At 73.7% G+C, this 19,758-nt stretch carries 12 protein-coding genes; all 12 read right to left on the bottom strand.

Annotated elements, in window-relative coordinates; all coding sequences use genetic code 11:
- Nucleotides 1–25: 25 nt before the first annotated feature.
- The 12 genes from ACT1U9_RS32715 to ACT1U9_RS32660 are packed head-to-tail and all read right to left on the bottom strand — an operon-like array spanning nt 26 to nt 19,476.
- A complete protein-coding gene (locus tag ACT1U9_RS32715) occupies nt 26–7,873 on the bottom strand; it encodes an amino acid adenylation domain-containing protein (protein WP_444536250.1) in 7,848 nt (2,615 codons plus the stop codon).
- Nucleotides 7,874–7,897: 24 nt separating this feature from the next.
- Nucleotides 7,898–9,571 carry a condensation domain-containing protein gene (locus ACT1U9_RS32710; protein ID WP_444536249.1) on the bottom strand — a complete coding sequence of 558 codons (1,674 nt, stop codon included), beginning with the start codon at nt 9,569–9,571 and terminating at the stop codon, nt 7,898–7,900.
- A 39-nt stretch (nt 9,572–9,610) separates the two neighbouring features.
- Nucleotides 9,611–11,116 carry an AMP-binding protein gene (locus ACT1U9_RS32705; RefSeq protein WP_444536248.1) on the bottom strand — a complete coding sequence of 502 codons (1,506 nt, stop codon included), beginning with the start codon at nt 11,114–11,116 and terminating at the stop codon, nt 9,611–9,613.
- A gap of 34 nt (nt 11,117–11,150) precedes the next feature.
- Nucleotides 11,151–12,458 (bottom strand): aminotransferase-like domain-containing protein, encoded by a 1,308-nt coding sequence (locus ACT1U9_RS32700; RefSeq protein WP_444536247.1) that lies wholly within the window; start codon nt 12,456–12,458, stop codon nt 11,151–11,153.
- Nucleotides 12,455–13,546 carry an alpha-hydroxy acid oxidase gene (locus ACT1U9_RS32695; RefSeq protein WP_444536246.1) on the bottom strand — a complete coding sequence of 364 codons (1,092 nt, stop codon included), beginning with the start codon at nt 13,544–13,546 and terminating at the stop codon, nt 12,455–12,457. Before ACT1U9_RS32695 ends, ACT1U9_RS32700 begins: the two co-directional genes overlap by 4 nt.
- A complete protein-coding gene (hppD, locus tag ACT1U9_RS32690; protein WP_444536245.1) occupies nt 13,543–14,601 on the bottom strand; it encodes a 4-hydroxyphenylpyruvate dioxygenase in 1,059 nt (352 codons plus the stop codon). The genes ACT1U9_RS32695 and hppD overlap by 4 nt, the downstream gene beginning before the upstream one ends.
- A 14-nt stretch (nt 14,602–14,615) precedes the next feature.
- Nucleotides 14,616–15,383: a thioesterase II family protein gene (locus ACT1U9_RS32685; RefSeq protein WP_444536244.1), complete on the bottom strand. Its 768-nt coding sequence runs from the start codon at nt 15,381–15,383 to the stop codon at nt 14,616–14,618.
- Complete coding sequence (locus ACT1U9_RS32680) at nt 15,380–17,092, bottom strand: non-ribosomal peptide synthetase (protein ID WP_444536243.1); 1,713 nt, start codon at nt 17,090–17,092, stop codon at nt 15,380–15,382. The genes ACT1U9_RS32685 and ACT1U9_RS32680 overlap by 4 nt, the downstream gene beginning before the upstream one ends.
- The gene (locus ACT1U9_RS32675) at nt 17,085–18,095 is read right to left on the bottom strand and encodes a TauD/TfdA family dioxygenase (protein ID WP_444536242.1); all 1,011 of its coding nucleotides are present in this window, start codon (nt 18,093–18,095) and stop codon (nt 17,085–17,087) included. Before ACT1U9_RS32675 ends, ACT1U9_RS32680 begins: the two co-directional genes overlap by 8 nt.
- Nucleotides 18,092–18,925, bottom strand: coding sequence for a dimethylargininase (gene ddaH, locus ACT1U9_RS32670; protein WP_444536241.1), 834 nt, complete (start codon nt 18,923–18,925; stop codon nt 18,092–18,094). Before ddaH ends, ACT1U9_RS32675 begins: the two co-directional genes overlap by 4 nt.
- Nucleotides 18,926–18,928: 3 nt before the next feature.
- A complete protein-coding gene (locus ACT1U9_RS32665; RefSeq protein WP_444536240.1) occupies nt 18,929–19,141 on the bottom strand; it encodes an MbtH family protein in 213 nt (70 codons plus the stop codon).
- Nucleotides 19,138–19,476: a hypothetical protein gene (locus ACT1U9_RS32660; RefSeq protein WP_444536239.1), complete on the bottom strand. Its 339-nt coding sequence runs from the start codon at nt 19,474–19,476 to the stop codon at nt 19,138–19,140. The genes ACT1U9_RS32665 and ACT1U9_RS32660 overlap by 4 nt, the downstream gene beginning before the upstream one ends.
- Nucleotides 19,477–19,758 lie beyond the last annotated feature (282 nt).

Genomic DNA, 19,758 nt, shown 5'->3' with positions numbered 1-19,758 from the left:
AAGTGCGCGGGGACGACGGGGTGGTTCAGCCGTTCAGGCGGCGCAGCGCGGGACGCGCCTTGGGGGCGGTGGCCAGCCGGGCGGCGGTCCTGGCCGGGGTGGGGTGCTGGAACAGGTCGCGGATCTTCAGCTCCAGACCCAGCTCCGCCCGGATGCGGCTGATCAGCCGGGTCATCAGCAGCGAGTGGCCGCCGAGGGCGAAGAAGTTGTCGTCGGCGCCGACCTCCTCGCGGTCGAGCACCTCGGCGTACAGTTCGCGTACGCGCCGCTCGACGCCGTCCGCCGCGCCGACCTGCTCGGCCGGGCCGCCCGTGGTCGCGGGCCCCTCGTCCGACGTGCGACGGGAGAGCCCTTCGAGCGCGCTCACCTTCCGCTCGGGGTGGTACGCGACCTGCTTCAGCGCCGTGAGCAGATCACCCGCCAGCCGCTCGGCGCCCGCCGGGTCGAACAGCTCGGTGGCGTAGGTCAGTTCACCGCTCATACCGAGCGGGCTGCCGTCCTGAGCGCGGCTCTCGACGACGTCGACGCCGAGGTCGAACTTCGACACGCGGGACTCGACGGGGAAGCCCTCGGCCGCGACGCCCGGCAGCACGGGCACGGCCGGAGCCTCGCTCTGCACCTGGAGCAGCACCTGGAACAGAGGGTGGCGGGCGAGGGAGCGCTCGGGGTTCAGCGCCTCCACGATCCGCTCGAAGGGCACGTCCTGGTGGGCGAAGGCCGCGAGGTCGGCCTCGCGGATCCGGAGCAGCAGCTCGGCGAAGGTGGGGTCGCCCGCGAGGTCGGTGCGCAGGACCAGGGTGTTGACGAAGAACCCGACCAGGTCGTCCAGCGCCTCGTCGCCGCGCCCCGCCACCACCGTGCCGATCGGGATGTCCGCACCCGCGCCCAGCCGCGACAGCAGCGCGCCGAGTGCCGCCTGCACGACCATGAACACGGTGCAGCCGTGCTCACGGGCCACGGCCGACAGCCGCGTGTGCAGCTCGGCGTCCACCTGCACAGGCACCGAACCGCCGGCGAAGCTCGCTATCTCCGGGCGGGTCCGGTCGTACGGCAGTGCCAGCTCCGCCGGGAGGGCGGTGAGCTCCTTGCGCCAGAAGTCGAGCTGACGGGAGATCAGGCTTCCCGGGTCGCTCTCCGCGCCCAGCGTCTCGCGCTGCCAGAGCGTGTAGTCCACGTACCGCACCGCCAGCGGCGCGAACCGCGGCGCGCGGCCGTCGCGGCGCGCCTCGTACGCGGTGGCCAGGTCGTCCAGGAGCGGGCCCCACGACCAGCCGTCGGTGGCGATGTGGTGGAGCACCAGGACCAGGACGAAGTCCTCGGCGCCGAGCTCGAAGAGATGGGCGCGCACGGGCAGTTCCTCGGCGAGGTCGAACTCGTGGCCCGCCGCCTTTCGTACGGCGTCGGACAGCGCGGCCTCGGTGATCCGCTCGGTCTCCAGCGGCACCGCCGCGTCGGCGCCGGTGAGCAGGTGGAGCCGGGGCTCGCCGTCGGACTCGGGGAAGAGGGTGCGCAGCACCTCGTGCCGGGCGGTCAGATCGCCGAGGGCCGCGGTCAGGGCCGCCGGGTCCAGGGGGCCGCGCAGCCGGTAGGCGAAGGGCACGTTGTAGCTCGCGGGGTGCTCCTCGGCCTGGTGGACGAACCACAGCCGCTGCTGGGCGAAGGAGAGCGGCGGCCGGGCGGGAAGCTCGTGGCGGCGCAGCGCCGGGCGGGCGTCCTCGGCGCGGGCGGCGAGCTCCGCCAGGGCCGCGACCGTCTGGGCCTGGAAGACGTCGCGCAGCGACAGTTCGACGCCCAGCGCCGTGCGGATGCGGCTGACCAGGCGGGTGGCGAGCAGCGAGTGGCCGCCCAGGTCGAAGAAGCCGGCGTCGGCGGGGACGGTGGCCAGGCCCAGCAGTTCCGCGAACAGGCCCGCCAGGATCTCCTCCTGGGGAGTACGCGGGGCGCGACCGGCTGCGGCCGTGAGCACGGGTGCGGGGAGCGCCTTGTAGTCGACCTTTCCGTTGGGGGTGAGCGGGAGTTCGTCCAGGACGACGAGGTGGGAGGGGACCATGAAGTCGGGCAGCAGGCCCGCGAGCCGGGTGCGCAGCTCGGCCTCGGCGGCCTCGCCGACCACATGGCCCACCAGGCGCTTGTCGCCGTCGTCGGCGGTGTGCACGGTGACCACGGCCTGGCGCACGCCCGGGCAGGCGGCGAGCACCGTCTCCACCTCGCCCGGCTCGACCCTGAAGCCCCGGATCTTCACCTGCTGGTCCGCACGGCCGAGGAACTCCAGCAGGCCGTCGGCGCTCCAGCGCGCCAGGTCACCGGTGCGGTACATCCGGGTCCCGGCGGCGCCATGCGGGTCGGCGACGAACCGCTCGGCGGTGAGCGCCGGCAGGCCCCGGTAGCCACGGGCGACTCCGGCACCGGCGAGGTAGAGCTCGCCGGGGGTGCCGGGCGGCACCGGGCGCAGCCGCTCGTCCAGAACGTAGGTGCGGGTGTTGTCGAGGGGACGGCCGATCGGCACCGGGCCGTGGACGTCGTCGGTGATCAGATGAGAGGTGACGCACAGGGTCGCCTCAGTCGGTCCGTACAGATGGCGGACGGCGATGCCGGGGCAGGCCGCGCGCACCGCCCGTACGGCTGCCGCGCCGACCGTGTCGCCGCCGGTCAGCACCTCCCGTACGGTCGCCAGGATCTCCGGGCGCTCCTCCGCGACCACGCGGAAGAGTCCGGCGGTGAGGTGGACGGCGGTGATCCGCTCTTCGTGGATGAGCGTGCCCAGTGCGGCGACGGTGAGTTCGCGTTCGGGGGCGACGACCACCTCCCAGCCCGACAGGAGAGCCACCCACAGTTCGTAGTCGGCGATGTCGAAGGCGTGCGGCGCGTGGAACAGGACGCGGTGGCCGTCGGTGGTGTGCCAGCCCTGGTCGTCGACGAGGTCGAGCAGGTTCCGGTGGGTGACCGCGACGCCCTTGGGCTCGCCGGTGGAGCCCGAGGTGTGCATGAGGTAGGCGAGCTGCCCCGGCAGGACCCGGGGGGCGGTGTGCGGGCCGGCCGGTTCGTCGGCGGCGGTGACGAGGACGGTACGGGCGTGGCCCGCCTCGAACTTCTCGAACTCCTCGTCCACGAGCAGCACCGGGCAGCCGGTGTCATCGAGGATGCGCCGCATGCGCGCGGCGGGGTAGCTGGTGTGCAGCGGCACATACGCGCCGCCCGCCTTCAGGACGGCCAGCATCGCCACGACGACTTCAGGGGAGCGGCGCATCAGGATGCCGACGGGGGTCTCGGCGTCGACGCCGAGCGCGGTGAGGCGGTGGGCGAGCGCGTCGGCGCGGGCGTCGAGCTCGCGGTAGGTGAGGTGAGTGGCACCGTACTTCAGGGCGGTGCCGTGCGGGGTGCGGGCCGCCTGAGCCTGGAACGCCTGGTGCACGGTGTCGGAGGTGTCCTGCGGACGGGGTGCGGTGGGCAGCCAGTCGCCGAGCAGACGGGCGCGCTCGGCCGGCAGCACGGTCTCCAGCTGGGAGATCCGGCCCCGGGGTGCGCGGGCCACGGATTCAAGGATCGTGCTCAGCCGTTCGCCGAGGGTCTCGACGGTGCGGGCGTCGAACAGTTCGGTGCGGTACTTCACCACGGTGCGCAGTCCGGCGGGCTGCTCGGTGACCTGGAACGCGAGGTCGAACTCGGCCTCAGCGACGTCGACTTCGGTGGTCTCCGTCTCCAGACCGGCCAGCTCCAGGGCGGCGGCCGTGCCGGCCCGCCGCATGGTCAGCGCGACCTGGAAGAGCGGGTGGCGGGCGAGCGAGCGGCGCGGGTTGACCGCCTCCACGACCTGTTCGAAGGGGACGTCCTGGTGGGCGAAGGCGGCGAGGTCCGCCTCGCGGACGCGGCCGAGGAGCTCGGCGAAGGTGGGATCACCCGACACGTCCGTACGCAGCACGAGAGTGTTGACGAAGAACCCGACCAGATCGTCCAGTGCCTCGTCCGAACGCCCCGCCACCACCGTGCCCAGCGGAATGTCCGTCCCCGCCCCCAGTCGGGACAGCAGCACGGCCAGCGCGGCCTGCACCACCATGAACACCGTGCAGCCGTGGGCGCGGGCCAGGGCGTCGAGCTCGCGGGTGAGGGCGGGGTCCAGGTCGAAGGCGTGGGCGGCACCGGCCGGGCTCGCCACGGCGGGCCGGGGGCGGTCGGTGGGCAGTGCCAGCTCCTCGGGGAGCTGGGCCAACGCCTCGCGCCAGTGGGCGAGTTGGTCCTCGCCCTGGTCCCGCAGCAGTTCCTGGTGCCAGAGGGTGTAGTCGGCGTACTGGACCGGCAGCGGCGCCCAGTCGGGCCGCTCGCCCCCGGTGCGGGCCCGGTAGGCGCGGGCGAGGTCGCCCAGGAGCGGGCCCCAGGACTCGCCGTCGGTGGCGATGTGGTGGAGCGCGAGGACCAGGGTGCTGCGGTCGGGTCCGGCGGTGAGCAGGGCGGCCCGTATCGGTGCCTCGGCGGCGAGGTCGAAGGGGCGGGCGGCGATCTCGGCGAGGTCGGCCCGGTCCGCGTCGAGGATCTCCAACTCGGGCGCCGCGTCCTGGAGGATCAGCTGGCGCGGCTCGCCGTCGCTCTCCGGGTAGGCCGTGCGCAGGGTCTCGTGGCGCTCGGCCAGGTCGGCGAGCGCGGCACGGAGCGCGTCGGTGTCGAGCGGGCCGGTGAGGCGGGCGGCGATCACGCTGTGGTAGGCGGGGTTCGGCCCGTCCAGGCGGTTCAGGAACCACAGGCGCCGCTGGGCGGCGGAGAGCGGCAGCGTGGCGGGGCGCTCGGCGGGACGCAGCGCGGGACGGGCGCGTCCGGCGCCGTCGAGGCGGGCGGCCAGCGCCGCGACCGTGGGCGCGCCGAAGATCTCGCGGATGCCCAGCTCCACGCCGAGCGCGCCGCGGATCTGCGCGACCAGGCGCATGGCGAGCAGGGAGTGGCCGCCCAGTTCGAAGAAGTCGTCGTCGACGCCGACTTCGGGCAGGCCGAGGACGGCGGCGAACAGGCCCGCCAGGATCTCCTCGTGGGCCGTGCGCCGGGCGCGGCCGCCCGCGCGGTGGCCGGGGGCGGGCAGGGCGCGCCGGTCGAGCTTGCCGTTGGGCGTCACCGGCAGGGCGTCGATGAGGACGACCGCCGGGACCATGTGCGCGGGCAGGGTCTCGGCGAGGGCGGCGCGCAGGGCGGCCGGGGTGGGCTCGGCGCCGGGAGCGGGCACGGCGTAGGCGACAAGGCGCGGGTCGCCGGGCCGGTCCTCGCGGACCACGACGGCCGCCTGGGCGATGCCGGGGCACGCGGCCACGGCGCTCTGCACCTCGCCGAGTTCGATACGGAAGCCGCGGATCTTGACCTGGTCGTCGGTGCGGCCGAGGTATTCGAGGACGCCGTCGGCCGTCCAGCGGACCAGGTCGCCGGTGCGGTACATGCGCTCGCCCGGTGCGAAGGGACAGGCCACGAACCGTTCGGCGGTCAGGGCGGGGCGGCCGAGGTAGCCGCGCGCGAGCTGCACACCGGCGAGGTAGAGCTCGCCGGCCACGCCGGGCGCGGTGGGCTCCAGACGGTTGTCGAGGACATACGTACGGGTGTTGGCGGCGGGACGGCCGATGGGCACGGTCGCGGCGCCAGGACGGCAGGCCCACAGGGTGACGTCGACGGCGGCCTCGGTGGGCCCGTACAGGTTGTGCAGTTCGGCCGTGGGCAGGGTGCGGAAGAACGCGTCCTGGGTGGACGGGGAGAGCGCCTCGCCACTGCTGATGACGCGGCGCAGCGAGTGGGCCTTCGCCGCGTCCGGCTCGCGCAGGAACACGTCCAGCATCGACGGCACGAAGTGGGCGGTGGTGACCGACTCGCGCGCGATGAGCTCGGCGAGGTAGGACGGGTCCTGGTGTCCCTCCGGCTTGGCGACCACCAGGGTGGCGCCGTTCAGGAGCGGCCAGAAGAACTCCCAGACGGATACGTCGAATCCGCACGGGGTCTTCTGCAGCACCCGGTCGTCGGAGGTCAGGCCGTATTCACGCTGCATCCAGGCAAGGCGGTTGACGATGGCGCGGTGGGAGATCAGCGCGCCCTTGGGGCGGCCGGTGGAGCCGGAGGTGAAGATCGCGTACGCGGGGTGGTCGGGGTCGAGGGCGGGTCGGGGAGCGTCGGGCGCAGCCGGAAGCGGGGCGTCCAGGCGCAGGGTAGGCACGCCGGGCGCCTGCCAGCCGGTGCCGATCAGCAGCGCGGGGCGGGCGTCGGCGAGGATGCCGTGGTTGCGGGCCTCCGGCTGGCCCAGGTCGACGGGTAGATAGGCGGCGCCCGCCTTGAGGACGCCGTAGAGCGCGACGACGAGGTCGAGCGAGCGGGGCAGCGCGACCGCGACCAGGCTCTCGGGGCCGATGCCCCGGGCGGCCAGGACGGACGCCAACTGACCGGCCCGCTCGTCGAGTTCGCGGTAGCTCAAGCTCTCGCCCTCGAAGACCACGGCGGTGGCGTGCGGGGTGCGGGCCGCCTGGGCCTCGAAGAGCTCGGGCAGGGTGGTGGCGGGCAGGTCGGCGGCGGTGTCGTTCCACTGCGTCAGGACGCGGTGGCGCTCGTCGTCGGTGAGGGTGGCGAGGTCCGCCAGGGGCGCTGCGGGGTCGGCGGTCCAGCGGTCGAGGAGCCGCACCAGGCGGGAGCCGAGGTCGGCGGCGCGGTCGCGGTCGAGGAGTTCGGGGTGGTGGCTGAGCCGCAGGCCCAGCGCGGCGCCCGGCTCCACCACCAGGGTGAGCGGGAAGTGGGTGGTGTCGCGGAAGGAGATCCGGGTGTCCAGGTCGAGGCCGGGCACATCCAGCCGGTAGTCGCCGAGGGGGAAGTTCTCGAAGACCAGGTTGGTGTCGAAGAGCGCGGCCGGGGAGCCCGCCAGGCGCTGGATCTCGGTGAGTGCGAGGTGGTCGTGGTCGAGCAGCTCGGTGCGCTGGTGCTGGAGGCGGCCGCACAGGTCGGCGAGGGAGGCGGTGGCCTCGACGCGGGCCCGGACCGGCACGGTGTTGATGAGCATGCCGATCATGTCGTCGGCGCCGGGCAGTTCGGCGGGGCGGCCGCTGACGGTGCAGCCGAAGACGATGTCGTCCTGGCCGGTGGTGCGGGCGAGCAGGAGCGCCCAGGCGCCCTGGACGACGGAGGTGAGCAGCAGGCCGTGCTCGCGGGCCCGCGCGGTCAGGGCCGCCGTCTGCTCCTCGGTCAGCCGGAAGGTGACGTCCTCGGGGGTGGCGCCGGGCGAGATCGCGCCGCCCGGGGCGAGCCGGGTGGGCTGGCCCAGGCCGTCAAGCGCGGTGCGCCAGGCCGTCTCGGCGGCCGCCCGGTCGCGTGAGGCGAGGTGGCTCAGATAGTCGCGGTAGGGCTGGACCGGGGGCAGCTCCCCGGTCCCGTACAGCGTGAACAGCTCCTTGAACAGCAGGGCGAACGACCAGCCGTCGAGCAGGATGTGATGGGCCGTCACCAGCAGCCGGTGGCGCTCGGGGCCCAGCCGCAGCAGGTTGAAGCGCAGCAGCGGGGGCTTGCGGCTGTCGACGCCCGTCTCCCAGTCCTGCTCGGTCAGTTCGGCGGCGCGCGCCTGCGCCGCCCCCTCGCCGAGGTGGCCGAGGTCGCTCTCCTGCCAGGCCAGCGGCATGTCGCGGCGGACCACCTGGACCGGGTCGCCGTTCTTGCGGTGGGTGAGGGAGACCCGCAGGTTGGCGTGGCGTCGGAGCAGGCTGTCCGCCGCCTCGCGCAGCCGGGCCGCGTCGAGCGCGCCCCGCAGGTCGACCGAGAACTGGGCGATGTAGAGGTGCCGGGAGTCCTGGTCGTACCCCGAGTGGAAGAGCATGCCCTCCTGGAGCGGGGACAGGGGCAGGATGTCCTCGACCGCCGACTGGCTGGTGTTCATCACTGGTTCACTTCCGGTAGTTCGTCAGAGGGCTTCGAGGGAGGCCGCGAGGTCGTCCAGTTCGTCCTGGTCGATCGCGGCGAGGGTGAGGTCGGCGGCCACGGTGCCGCCCGCGTCGGGCCGTTCGGCGTGGGCGACGAGCGCGGCGAGCATCCGGAACCAGGTCTCGGCGAGCGCGCGCACCTCCGGCTCGTCGAGCACCCCGGGTGCCCAGGCCCAGTCGGCGTGCAGGACCGGCCCGTCCGGCGTCTCCAGGACGATGGCGTTGACCTCGACGGCGTGCGCCATGGGCATGCCGGGGCCGGGGGCGTCCAGGCGGGCGCCGTACTCGGGCAGCATCTGCCAGTCCGCGTCGCTGGTCCCCGGGAAGCGGCCCAGGTAGTTGAAGCCGAGCCGCGGGCGCTCGGCGACGGCCAACGGCCCGCCGTCCGGGTGCAGATGGCGCAGCAATCCGTAGCCCAGGCCCTTGCCGGGGATCCGGCGCAGTTGCTCCTTCACCCGCCGCAGCGCGAGGCCCGCGGTGGGACCACCGGTCTCGGCGTCGGGGGCGGCGAGCCCGGCGAGGTCGAAGCGGGTGGGGAACAGAGTGGTGAACCAGCCGACGGTACGGGAGAGATCGGCCTCTTCGGTGATCTCCTCGCGGCCGTGGCCCTCCAGGTTCACCAGGACGTCGCCCGGCTGCTCCAGCCAGTGGGCGAGGGCCAGCGCCAGGCCGGTCAGCAGGGTCTCGTTGGCGTCGGCGCCCAGCCGCTCGGCCGTCCCGGTCAGCAGAGGCCGGGTGGTGGCGGCCGCCAGGGTCAAGGTGAGATGTCCGGCGACGTCCTCGTGGTCGCGGGCGGGGTCGAGCTCCCGGCGGCCGATCACCGCCGTACCGGGGCGCACCACCTCGTTCCAGTACGGGAGTTCGCCCAGGCGCCGGTCCGCCTCGGCGGCCTGCAGCTGGGACCAGCGGCGGAAGGAGGTGGGGACGGGGTCGAGGACAGGTGCCCGCCCGTCAGTGACGGCCTGCCACGCCCGGGCCAGGTCGTCCGTCATGACCCGCCAGGAGATGCCGTCGACCACCATGTGGTTGATGACCAGGGCGAGTCGGCCGGGTGCGGTGGGCCCGGCGTCGAACCAGACCGCCTGCACCACGTTGGCGTCCGCGACCCGGAGCCGGTCGCGGGCGGCGTGCACCTCCCGCTCGACGTCCCCGGCCGTTTCCGCGACCGCCCGGGTCAGGCAGTCCTCGGCCCGTACCGCGCCGGCCGGAAGCGTGTGCGGCCCGTCGTCGCTCACGCGCAGCCGCAGCATGTCGTGGCGGTCCAGGAGCGCCTGGAGCACGGTGTGGGCGCCGTCGAGGGTGAGCCCGGCCGGGGTGCGCACCACCATGAACTGGTAGTAGCGGTCGGCTGGTCCGCCGCGCTCACGCAGCCAGTGCATGATCGGCGTGGGCACGACGGCGCCGACGCCGTCCTCCTCGCGGGGGCGGGCGGGCCGGGTCACGGGGCGGGCGGTCGCGGCCAGTCGTGCCACGTCCGGCTGGGCGAGCACGTCGCGGACGCTCACGGCCCAGCCCGCGCGGCGCACGGCGCCGACCACCTGGACGGCGATGATGCTGTCCCCGCCCAGCCGGACGAAGCTGTCCTCGGGGCCGATGCCGGGCCTGGCGAACAGGTCGGCCAGCACGTCGCACAGGACCTGCTCCTGCGGTGTCACTCGATTGTCCCTTTCCTCAGGTGGTGGTGTCTTGGGGTCTCAGACGGTCAGGCCGGCGCCGAACAGCGTGCGCAGCCGGGCCCGGTCGACCTTTCCGTTGGCGGTCACCGGCAGTTCCTGAAGTGCCTGGAAGTGCTTGGGGACCATGTACGCGGGCAGATGGGCCGCGCAGGCCGCGGCGAGCGCCTCGGCGTCGGTTTCGCCGGTCCCGGTCAGGGTGTAGGCGGCGGCCAGCCGGGTGGAGCCCGCGACCGTCACCGCCACCACCACGGCCCGGCGCACGCCCGCCACGGCGTCGAGGACGGCTTCGACCTCGCCGGGCTCGACCCGGTAGCCGCTCACCTTCAGCTGGTCGTCGGCGCGGGCCACGAAGTGGAGGTCGGTGCCGTCGAAGCGGACCAGGTCGCCGGTGGCGTAGCAGCGGCGCTCGGTGCCGTCCTGGTGCGCCAGGGTGCGGAACTTGGCGTCGGTGAGCTCCTGGTCGCCCAGGTATCCCAGACCCACCGACCCCCCGGCGACGAACAGTTCGCCTTCCTCGCCGGGGGCGAACGGCCGCAGCACGCCGTCGGCGTGGGTGAGCAGCTCCGCTGCGGCGACGGCCCGGCCGATCGGCGGGCGGTCGGGCCAGTGGGCCGCGTCCTGGGGCGCCATCCGGTACTCGGTGACGACGTGGGTCTCGCTGGGCCCGTACTCGTTGACCAGCGTGACGCCGCCGGCCGCGCAGAACTCGCGTACTTCGGCGTTGACCACCAGCCGCTCGCCGGCCACCGCGATCTCCCGCAGGTCCGGCATCGGGCGGTCCTCGAAGACCGCGGCCATCGCCAGCGCGTGCAACCCCACCACCGGCAGGAACAGCCGGGCCACCCGGTGTTCGCGGACCATTTCCATCAGCGTGAAGGGGTCCTGGCGCTGCTCGTCGTCCACGACCACCAGGCGGGCCCCGGCGAGCCAGGTCGCGACCAGCTCCTCGTATCCGACGTCGAAGCCGATGGAGGCCGCCTGCAAGGTGTGCGGCGCGCGGTCGTGGGACCAGCGGGCGCGGTGCCACTCGCCGAGCGCGGCCAGGATGCCGGGCGGCACGGCCACCGACTTGGGCTCCCCCGTCGAGCCGGAGGTGGGGATGACATAGCCGACCGGTCCGTCCAGCGGCTCCTCCAGCGCGGTGCCGCGCACCTCGTCGATGGTGCACTCGGCCGGGCCGAGACCGGTCGGCGCGGTGTTGTCGGCGCGTACCACCAGGTCGCTGAAGCGGGCGATCTTCGCGGCGCGGGGGGCCGGCATGGCGGGGTCGACGCTGACCACGCCCGCCCCGGCCCGCCAGGCGCCGAGCACCGCGGCACAGCGCGCCCACGAGCGGTGCGCGTGGACGGCGACCACCGTGCCCGGCCCGAGGCCGCGGGCGGCGAGTCCGCCCGCGATCTCGGCCGAGAGCCGGTCGAGTTCGGCGTAGGTGTGGTGGACACCCTGGTCGACGACGGCGACCGAGGCGTGGTGGCGCCGTACGGCGCCGACCAGGAGGTGGCTCAGGCTCGCGTCGGTGGGCATGGGGGTCCCTTCGTGTCGGTCCCGGTACGGGCGGTCAGGCATCCGGGGCTCCCTGGGTGTGCTCGGCGATCAGAGCGGCCAGCCGGTCGAGCCCCGTCTCGATCTGATCAGTGGTCAGATAGCTGCACGAGAGGCGGAGTTGGCGGGCCGAGCGGGCGTCGTCGCCGAAGTGGCGCATCGGGGTGAAGAGCACGCCGTGCCGTACGGCCGCGTCTTCCAGGAGCGCGTCGGTGACGGGGAACGGCACGGTCACCACCACGAAGAACCCGCCCGCCGGGGTGTTCCAGGAGACGCCGGGCACCTCCGAGAGGCGGCGGTCGAGGCCCTTCAGGAGGCAGTCGAGGTTGCGGCGGTAGACGGCGATCGGCCGCTCGTTGGCGCGCAGCAGGCTGCCGCCGTGTTCCAGGAGCATGCCGCCGACCAGGGCCTGGCTCACCGGTGAGGTGTTGACGGTGACCATGCTCTTGGCCCGGGAGAGTTCGTCGGCGAGCAGGCCGCCGTCCGTCCCCGCGATCTTCTGGTCCGCCACGGCGAAGCCCACCCGGGCGCCGGGGAAGCAGGTTTTCGCCAGCGAGCCGAGGTAGACCACCCGCTGCTCGGTGTCGAGTGACTTGAGCGTCGGCGGCCGCTCGCCTTCGGCGGCCCGGAAGTAGCCGTAGGGGTTGTCCTCCAGGAGCAGGATGTCCTCCTCGGCGGCGATCTCCAGCAATCGGTGGCGGGTCGCCAGGTCCAGCGAGTGGCCGCTGGGGTTGGAGAAGTCGGGCACCAGGTACAGGGCCCGGGGCCGCTCCCCCGCGGCGCGCACGGCCCGGATCCTCTCGATCAGGTCCTCGGGCCGTACGCCGTGGGGGCTTTCGGGGACGGGCCGCACCGGGAGGTCGAGCAGCCGGGCCGCGCCGGTCAGCCCGACATACGTGGGTGTCACCGCGAGCACCACGTCGCGCTCGGCGGCCTTCAGGGCGCGCAGCACGAGCCACAGCGCCTCCTGGGCCCCGACGGTGACCACGACGGCTTCCGGGTCGACGGTGATGCCCTCGTCCACTTCGAGCTGACGGGCGATCAGCTCGTGGACGACGCCCTTGGTCCGCCCGTACTGGAACAGTTCGCGGCGCACCCGCACCTCGTCGTAGCCCTTGTGCTCGGCGAGATGGCGGGCGTAGGTGTCCAGATAGCGGTGGAGGTCGGCGAGGTCGAAGGTCTCCTCGGTGGGCCGGCCCGGTGCGAAGGAGATCGCGTCGGGGTAGCGGCCCGCCACCTCGTTGAGGAAGGTCATCGACAGCAGCGCGGGGTCGGCGAGCGAGGCGTGCAGATCCGCGCGGTCGAGGAGTACGGGTGAGGTCATCGGGCCGCTCCCCGCACGTCAAGGTGCCGGGCGTCGGTGGGTCCGGCGCAGCCCGAGAGCGCCAGCGCGGACCGCAGTTCGCTCTCCACCAGACGCAGCACCTCGCGTACGCCCTGCTCGCCGTCGACGGCGAGGCCCCACAGGACCGGTCGGCCGAGCAGCACCCCGTCCGCGCCCAGTGCCAGCGCCTTGAGGATGTCGGTGCCGCTGCGGATGCCGCTGTCGAGCAGCACCCGGCAGTCGTCGGGGACGGCTTCGCGGACGGCGGGCAGCAGCTCGATCGCGGCTGCCGCGCCGTCCAGTTGGCGGCCGCCGTGGTTGGAGACCACCACGGCGTCGGCGCCGAGGGCGGCGGCGCGGGCGGCGTCGCGCGGGTCCAGGACGCCCTTGACGATCAACGGCAGCCGGGTCTCCGCCCGCAGCCGGGCCAGGTCGTCCCAGTCGAGGTCGTCCGCGAACGCCTCGGCGGTGTGCTCGGCGACGGCGGAGCTGCCGGCGTGTCCCTGGTGGGTCCGGCCGGTCGCGGCCGGGTCGAGGTGGGCGGGCGCCACCTCGGGCGGCAGGGCGAAGCCATGGCGCAGGTCCCGCAGCCGGCGCCCCATCACGGGCACGTCCACGGTCACCATCAGCGCCGAGCAGCCGGCCCGTTCGGCCCGCCGGACCAGTTCGGTGGTGGCCGCGCGGTCCCGCAGGCAGTAGAGCTGGAACCAGGTGTCGGCGCCGAGAGCGGTGATCTCCTCGACGGGCACGCTGCTGAGTGTGCTGAGCACGAACGGCACCCCGGCCGCCTTGGCCGCGCGGGCCGTGGCCGCCTCGCCGTCGGGGTGCAGCAGCCGCTGGTACGCCATGGGAGCGACGGCGAGGGGCAGCGCCGCCGCTGTGCCGAGCAGGTCGGTCCCGGTGGTGCGGCCCGCGCCGCCGGTCAGCATCCGGGGCACCAGGGTGACGCGGTCGAGCGCGGCGCGGTTGGCGGCCAGTGTCAGCTCCTCGCCGCTGCCGCCCGCGAGGAAGTCCCAGATGTGCGCGGGCAGGCTCCGTTCGGCGAGGGCGGCGAAGTCCTCGGTGCGCACCGGTGCGTCGACGGTCACCGCAGTACGTCCTTGGTGCTCAGGCGCTCGGCCTCCACCGCCTCGTACAGGGCCTTGATGTTGCCGTTGCCGAAGGTGCGGGCGCCGAACCGCTCGATCACCTCGTGGAAGAGGGTGCGCCTGGGGTGGGTGGAGCGGGTGAAGATCTGGAAGAGCTGGCCGTCGTGGTCCTCGTCGACCAGGATGTGCAGACCGTGCAGTTCCCCGGTGCTGTGCCGGGTCAGCTCCAGGCGGTCGGCGAGCATGGCGTAGTAGGTGTCGGGCACGGAGAGGAACTCCACGCCGCGCTCGCGCAGGGTGCCCACCGCGCGGATCACATCACTGGCGGCGAACGCCAGGTGCTGGACGCCGGAGCCGCCGTGCTCCGCGAGGAAGCGGTCGATCTGCCCGGGCTGGGCGCTGGTGTCGGGCTGGATGAGGGTGAGGGTGACCTCGCCGGTGGCGCTCTGCACCACCTTGGAGTCCATCGCCTGCGCGCCGACCTTGATCAGCTCGCTGAAGATCATCTCGAAGCCGAGCACCTGGGTGTAGAAGTCGACCGTGTGCTCCAGCTCCCCGGCGCGCAGACAGACCGCGAAGTGGTCGAGCTCCTCAAGGAGTTCATCGGCGGGCGCCACGGCGGCGTCCGCCAGGGCGGTGAAGCCCGGCGGCAGCCCGGGGCCGGGCTCGACGAGGGTGTGGACCACGTCACCGAAGCCCGCGATGACCGCGCTGGTGCGGCCGTCCTCATGGCGTCTGGGCACGGCGAGCGGCACCGCTCCCCGCGAGACCGCCTCGGCGAAGACGGCCGGGACGTCGGCGACGGTGAGCGCGATGTCGGCGACTCCGTCGCCGTGGGCCAGGACGTACTCGGCGCCCCGGTGGTACGGCGAGCGGGCCTGGGTCAGTACGAGGGTGATACGGCCTTGGCGCAGCGCCAGGGACTCGGCTTCTTCGGAGGCCGCGCGGGCCACCGGGCGAAAGCCGTAGGCCTCGGTCAGTTCGGCGGCAGCCGTCGTCAGGTCGGCGACGTAGTGCTCGACATGGCTGATGCCGAACGCGGGTGCGTAGGTCATGGTGGTGCCGTTCATCAGTGGGTGGCGGTGGCGGAAGCGCCGAGCGCGGCGATCCGGGTGGGCAGGGCGTCCCAGACGGCGGGGGTGTAGAAGTGCCCGCCGGGCAGGACGTCATGGCGGAATCCGCCGGTGGTCAGGCCCGCCCAGCGCGGGCCGAGGTCGTCCCCGATCACCGGGTCGTCCGCCCCCGAGAGGACCTGCAACGGCACGTCGACACGGGTCCCGGGGGCGAAGGTGAAGGTGTCGCGGGCCGCGATGTCGGCACGCATCAACTCCACGGCCATCTCGGTGAGTTCGGGCTCGTCCAGGACATGCGCGGGCAGCAGGCCGTGGGTGCGCATCCAGTCGAGGAGTTCACCGTCGTGCTGGCCCTGGGCGGGGAACCGGTCCCGCTCGGTGAGCCCCTGGTCGGGCGCGTTGCAGGCGGAGACCACCAGCGACTGCGGCACCGGGACGCCGGCCGCCGCGAGGCGGGCGGCGACCTCGAAGGCCATCCAGCCGCCCATGCTGTGCCCGAACAGGACGTACGGGCCATCGGCCGCCACGGAGGCGACGGCGTGCGCGGCGTCCGCCGCGAGCTCGTCCCAGCTCTGCGCGTACTCCTCCAGGAAGCGGCCCTCGCGCCCCGGGTAGCAGACGGCCACCAGGTCGGTGTCGTCGGGCAGCGCCGGGATCCAGGGGTGGAAGGAGGCCGTGCCGCCGCCGCAGAAGCCCAGGCAGACCAGGGTGCGGCCGGGGTTGGGGCGTTGGGTGAGGCGGACCACGGTGGTGTCGGGGCTCATGCGGCACCGCCCGCCCGGACCGACTCCGCGTGCCGGGCCAGATCGCTCAGCCGGGGGAAGCGGTAGACGTCCTTGGTCGGCAGGACGATCCCGGTGGCACGCTTAAGACGGGAGACCACCCGCAGCGCCACCAGCGAATGGCCGCCGAGCGCGAAGAAGTTCTCGTCCGCGTGGACGCTGTCGCGGCCCAGCACCTCGGCCCACACCTCGGCGATGAGCTGCTCCAGCTCGCCCTCGGGTGCCCGCCCCGCAGCGGTGGCGACCGCTGTGACGTCGGGCAGTGCGGCGGTGTCGACCTTGCCGCCGGGGGTCAGCGGCAGCGCCTGGAGCCGGACGAACGCCGACGGCACCACATGGCCGGGCAGCGTGGCCGCGCAGTGCGTACGCAGCTCGTCGTCGCTCACCTCGGCGTCCGGCGCGATGACGCAGTACGCCGCCAGCAGGGTGTCCCCGTCCGGGCCGGTGCGCAGCGCGGCGACGGCAGTGGTGACCTCCGGGTGCTCGCGCAGCCGGTCCTCCACCTCGCCCGGCTCCACCCGGAAGCCGCGGACCTTGATCTGCCGGTCGGTACGGCCGAGGAACCCCAGTGTGCCGTCCGGGCGGTGGCGCACCTTGTCGCCGGTGCGGTACATCCGGCTGCCGTCGGCCGCGAAGGGGTCCGCGACGAACCGCTCGGCGGTCAGCCCCGGCCGTCCGGCATAGCCGACGGCCACCGCCGGGCCCGCCAGATACAGCTCACCGGTGCCGACCGGCGTAAGCGCCTCGTCGAGCACATAGGCGCGCACATGGGCCAGCGGCTCGCCGAGGTGCGGCGCGGGGCCGGCGACCGGGGTCGCGGTGGCGTCGACGGTGCACTCGGTGGGCCCGTACAGGTTCCAGGCGTCCTCGCCTTCGGCGAGCGACTGCCACATCCGCTGCGGTATGGGCTCGCCGCCGAGGAGCAGCCGCAGCCCGCGCCCGCGCAGCCGGGGGGCTACGAGCTCCCAGTGCGAGGGGGTGAAGTCCACTTCTGTGACGGCGTGTTCGTCGAGCAGCGCCACCAGACGGGCCGGGTCGGTGCGGTCGTCGTCGGAGAGGAGCACCAGGGTGTCGCCGCGGCACACGCGGATCCACTGCTGCACCGAGGCGTCGAAGGACAGACTGGCGTTCCAGCCGACCACGCGGTGCCCGGCCGGGTAGACGCCGCGCTCCTCAAGAGCCTCAGCCAGCGCGCTCACGGCGCCCCGGGTGACCTCGACGCCCTTGGGGCGGCCGGTGGATCCCGAGGTGTGGATGACGTACGCCGGGTCGAGCGCGCCCGGGACCACATCGTCGAACCCGTCCGCGCCGAGCTCGTCCGGCCCCAGCACCGGCAGGCCGTCGGCCCACGCCACGGCGTCGGTGTCCGAGACCACCGCGCGCAGCCGCGTGTCGGCAGCGACGAAGGCGAGCCGGTCGTCGGGGTAGGCCGGGTCGAGCGGCACATACGCGGCGCCCGCCCGCCACACGGCCAGCGGTGCCACCGCCCAGTGCACTCCCCGGCGCGCGCTGATACCCACCCGGTCGCCTCGGCCGACGCCCAGTGCGCGCAGCCGTCCGGCCAGTCGGGCCGTACGCTCGCTCAGCTCGGCGAAGGTGAGGGAGGCGTCCGGGGCGTGGATCGCGATCCGGTCCGGGACCTCGGCCGCGGTGGCCAGGAAGCGCGCCACCAAGTCCTGCGGCTCAGCCATGGGACACCGCCGGGGCGGGGCTGATGGTCGGGGCGCAGTCGCTCACCGCGACCGGGTCGCCCATGGCGACCAGGATGCGGCGATCGCCGCGGTAGGGGTCGCGGGCGTGCGCGGCCAGGACGTTGTCGACGAGCATGAGGTCGCCCGGCTGCCAGGTGCGGCGCACCGTGGCCTGCTCGTACGCGGCGTTGACGGCCGCCAGGTCCTCGGCGGTGAGGGGGATGCCGTCGCCGATGGCGGTGGAGAACGGCAGGCCGTCCGGGCCGAGTTCCTCAAGCAGGACCTCGCGGATGTCCTCGTCCAGCGAGAACTGGCTCCAGAACGCGAGGTGGTTGAACCACACCTCGTCGCCGGTGTGCGGGTGGCGGATGATGCCGGGCCGCAGCTGCTCGGTGCGCAGATGGCCGTCCTCGCGCCACTGGCAGGAGATCAGGTTCTCGGCGCAGTACCGCTCGACGTCCTCGGCACGGTCGGCGGCGAACGCGGCCTGCCAGGCGACCGACAGGGTCTCCGAGTAGTTCCGCGTCAGCACCCAGCCGTGCGCGCGCATCCGCTCGACCAGCTCGGGCGGGAGCTGGCGCAGCACCTCGCGGCAGTCGGCGACCGGGGTGGCTCCGCCTTCCTCGGGCGCTGTCAGGCAGCCGAAGAGCAGCAGCCCGGGGAAGGTCAGGGTGTAGCTGTTCTCGTTGTGCGGCCGGATCGCCTGGGCGGCCGGCAGGTCGGTGGAGGAGAAGACCCCGCCGCCGTAGTCGCTGCGCGGGGTGGCCTTCTCGCGGTACGGGGTCGCGGTCGGGATCAGCTCGTCGCGCACCAGCGCGAAGTCCTCCACGCTGTTCACCGGAAGGCCGCGCAGGTAGATGGCGCCGAACCGGTGGAGTGCGGCGCGCAGTTCCTCCCGGTGGGCGGTGAGCCAGTCGCGGGCGGCCGCCGCGTCGGCGAGCTCGGGCGCGTCGAGGGTGGCGGGGGTGCCCGGCTCGGTGTGCCAGTGCAGTGCGGTGGTCATCGCGTACCGCCCGAGGCGTGGCGCAGCTCCAGGGTGCAGCACTTGACGCTGCCGCCGCCCTTGAACAGCTCCGACAGGTCCACGCCGATCGGGGTGAAGCCGCGGTCGGCGAGCCGGTCCGCGAGGTTGCCCGCGGTCTCCGACAGCAGCACGTTGCGCCCGTCCGAGACGGCGTTGAGCCCGAACACCTCGGCGTCGGCCTCCTCGGCGAGCAGCGCGTCCGGGTACAGCTCGCGCAGCACCTCGCGGCTCTCGGGGGAGAACGCGCCCGGGTAGTACATGACTTCGTCGTCGTCGAGTACGGCGAGCGCGGTGTCGAGGTGGTAGAAGCGCGGGTCGACCAGGGTGAGGCTGACCACGGGTGCGCCGAGCACCTGCTCGGCCTCGGCGTGCGCGGCCAGGTCGGTGCGGAAGCCCGTTCCGGCGAGGACGCGGTCGCCGGCGACCAGGTAGTCGCCCTCGCCCTCGTTGGTGTGGCGGGCGGCGTGCACGACCTGGTAGCCGTGCTGCTCGAACCACGCCTGGTAGGCGGGGGCTTCGTCGGTGCGCTCGGCGTGGCGGAAGTTGGCGACGAGGACGCGGTCGTCCAGGACGGTGGCGCCGTTGGCCGAGTACACCATGTCGGGCAGGCCCGGCACCGGGTCGATCAGCTCGACGGTGTGGCCGAGCTCCTGGTAGAGCGCGTACAGCCGCTCCCACTGGAGTACCGCGAGCGCGGTGTCGGTCGGCTTGGCCGGGTCCATCCAGGGGTTGATCTGGTAGCTGACGGTGAAGTGGCTGGGGCGGCACATCAGGTAGTGCCGGGCCCGGGCGGTGCGCTGGGTCGTCATGGCTCAGATCTCCTTCGTCGCGGCGATCAGGCTTGCCGGGCGCAGATCGGTCCAGGTCGTCTCGATGTGGTCCAGGCACTCCTGGCGGGCGGCCGGGCCGTGGGTGGTGTGCCAGCCGGCGGGGATCGTGAGCGAGGCGGGCCACAGCGAGTGCTGGTTCTCCTCGTTCACCAGGACGAGGTAGACGGCCTCTTCGTCCTCGAAGGGGTTGGTCACGGGTGCTCCTCTTGTGTCATCGAAAGAAGGTCGGCGGAGAGAGGGGTGGGTCGAAGGGGTGGGGCGGCGGCGATGCGCCAGCCGCCGAGCAGGGGGTATGTCGCCATCGCACGGCGGCAGATGGCGAGCGCCGTGGACCGGGCGGTGCGTTCCCCGGTCGCCACGGTGAACATCCCGAGGTGGAGGCGGCCCGGACGGCCGGCCTGGACGCTGATGTGTTCCAGGCGTTCGCCGCGGGCCGCCGCCGTCCAGAGCAGGTCGACGATGCGGGCGCCGTCCGCGTTGCGGACCGCCGCGGCATCGACCGCGTCGAGGGTGATGACGGTCAGCTCCACGCCGGAGTACGTCAGTTCCGGGCCGGGCCGTCATCGGCCCCTGCGGAGGTCGTACGGACGGCGCGCAGGGAGGAAGAAGTCATGGAGGTGCCCTCGTCAGGAATGGGAGGAAGAAGATCCGGGAACCGCCCGGCGCTGCGCCGCGGCGATGCCTCAATCCTGACCGGCGTCCACCCCCGGGGGAACACGTTTTGGCTGGTCAGAAGCGGACAGGCCGCTTTGTGACACCGCGCCGCGCCCCTCGCGTATACGCGTAGACACGAGGTTTATGGGCTGTAGATG

It is taken from the genome of Streptomyces sp. BR1, from assembly GCF_052373795.1.
In the GTDB taxonomy this organism is placed as follows: domain Bacteria; phylum Actinomycetota; class Actinomycetes; order Streptomycetales; family Streptomycetaceae; genus Streptomyces.
This window is presented reverse-complemented; position numbering and strand designations above follow the sequence as displayed.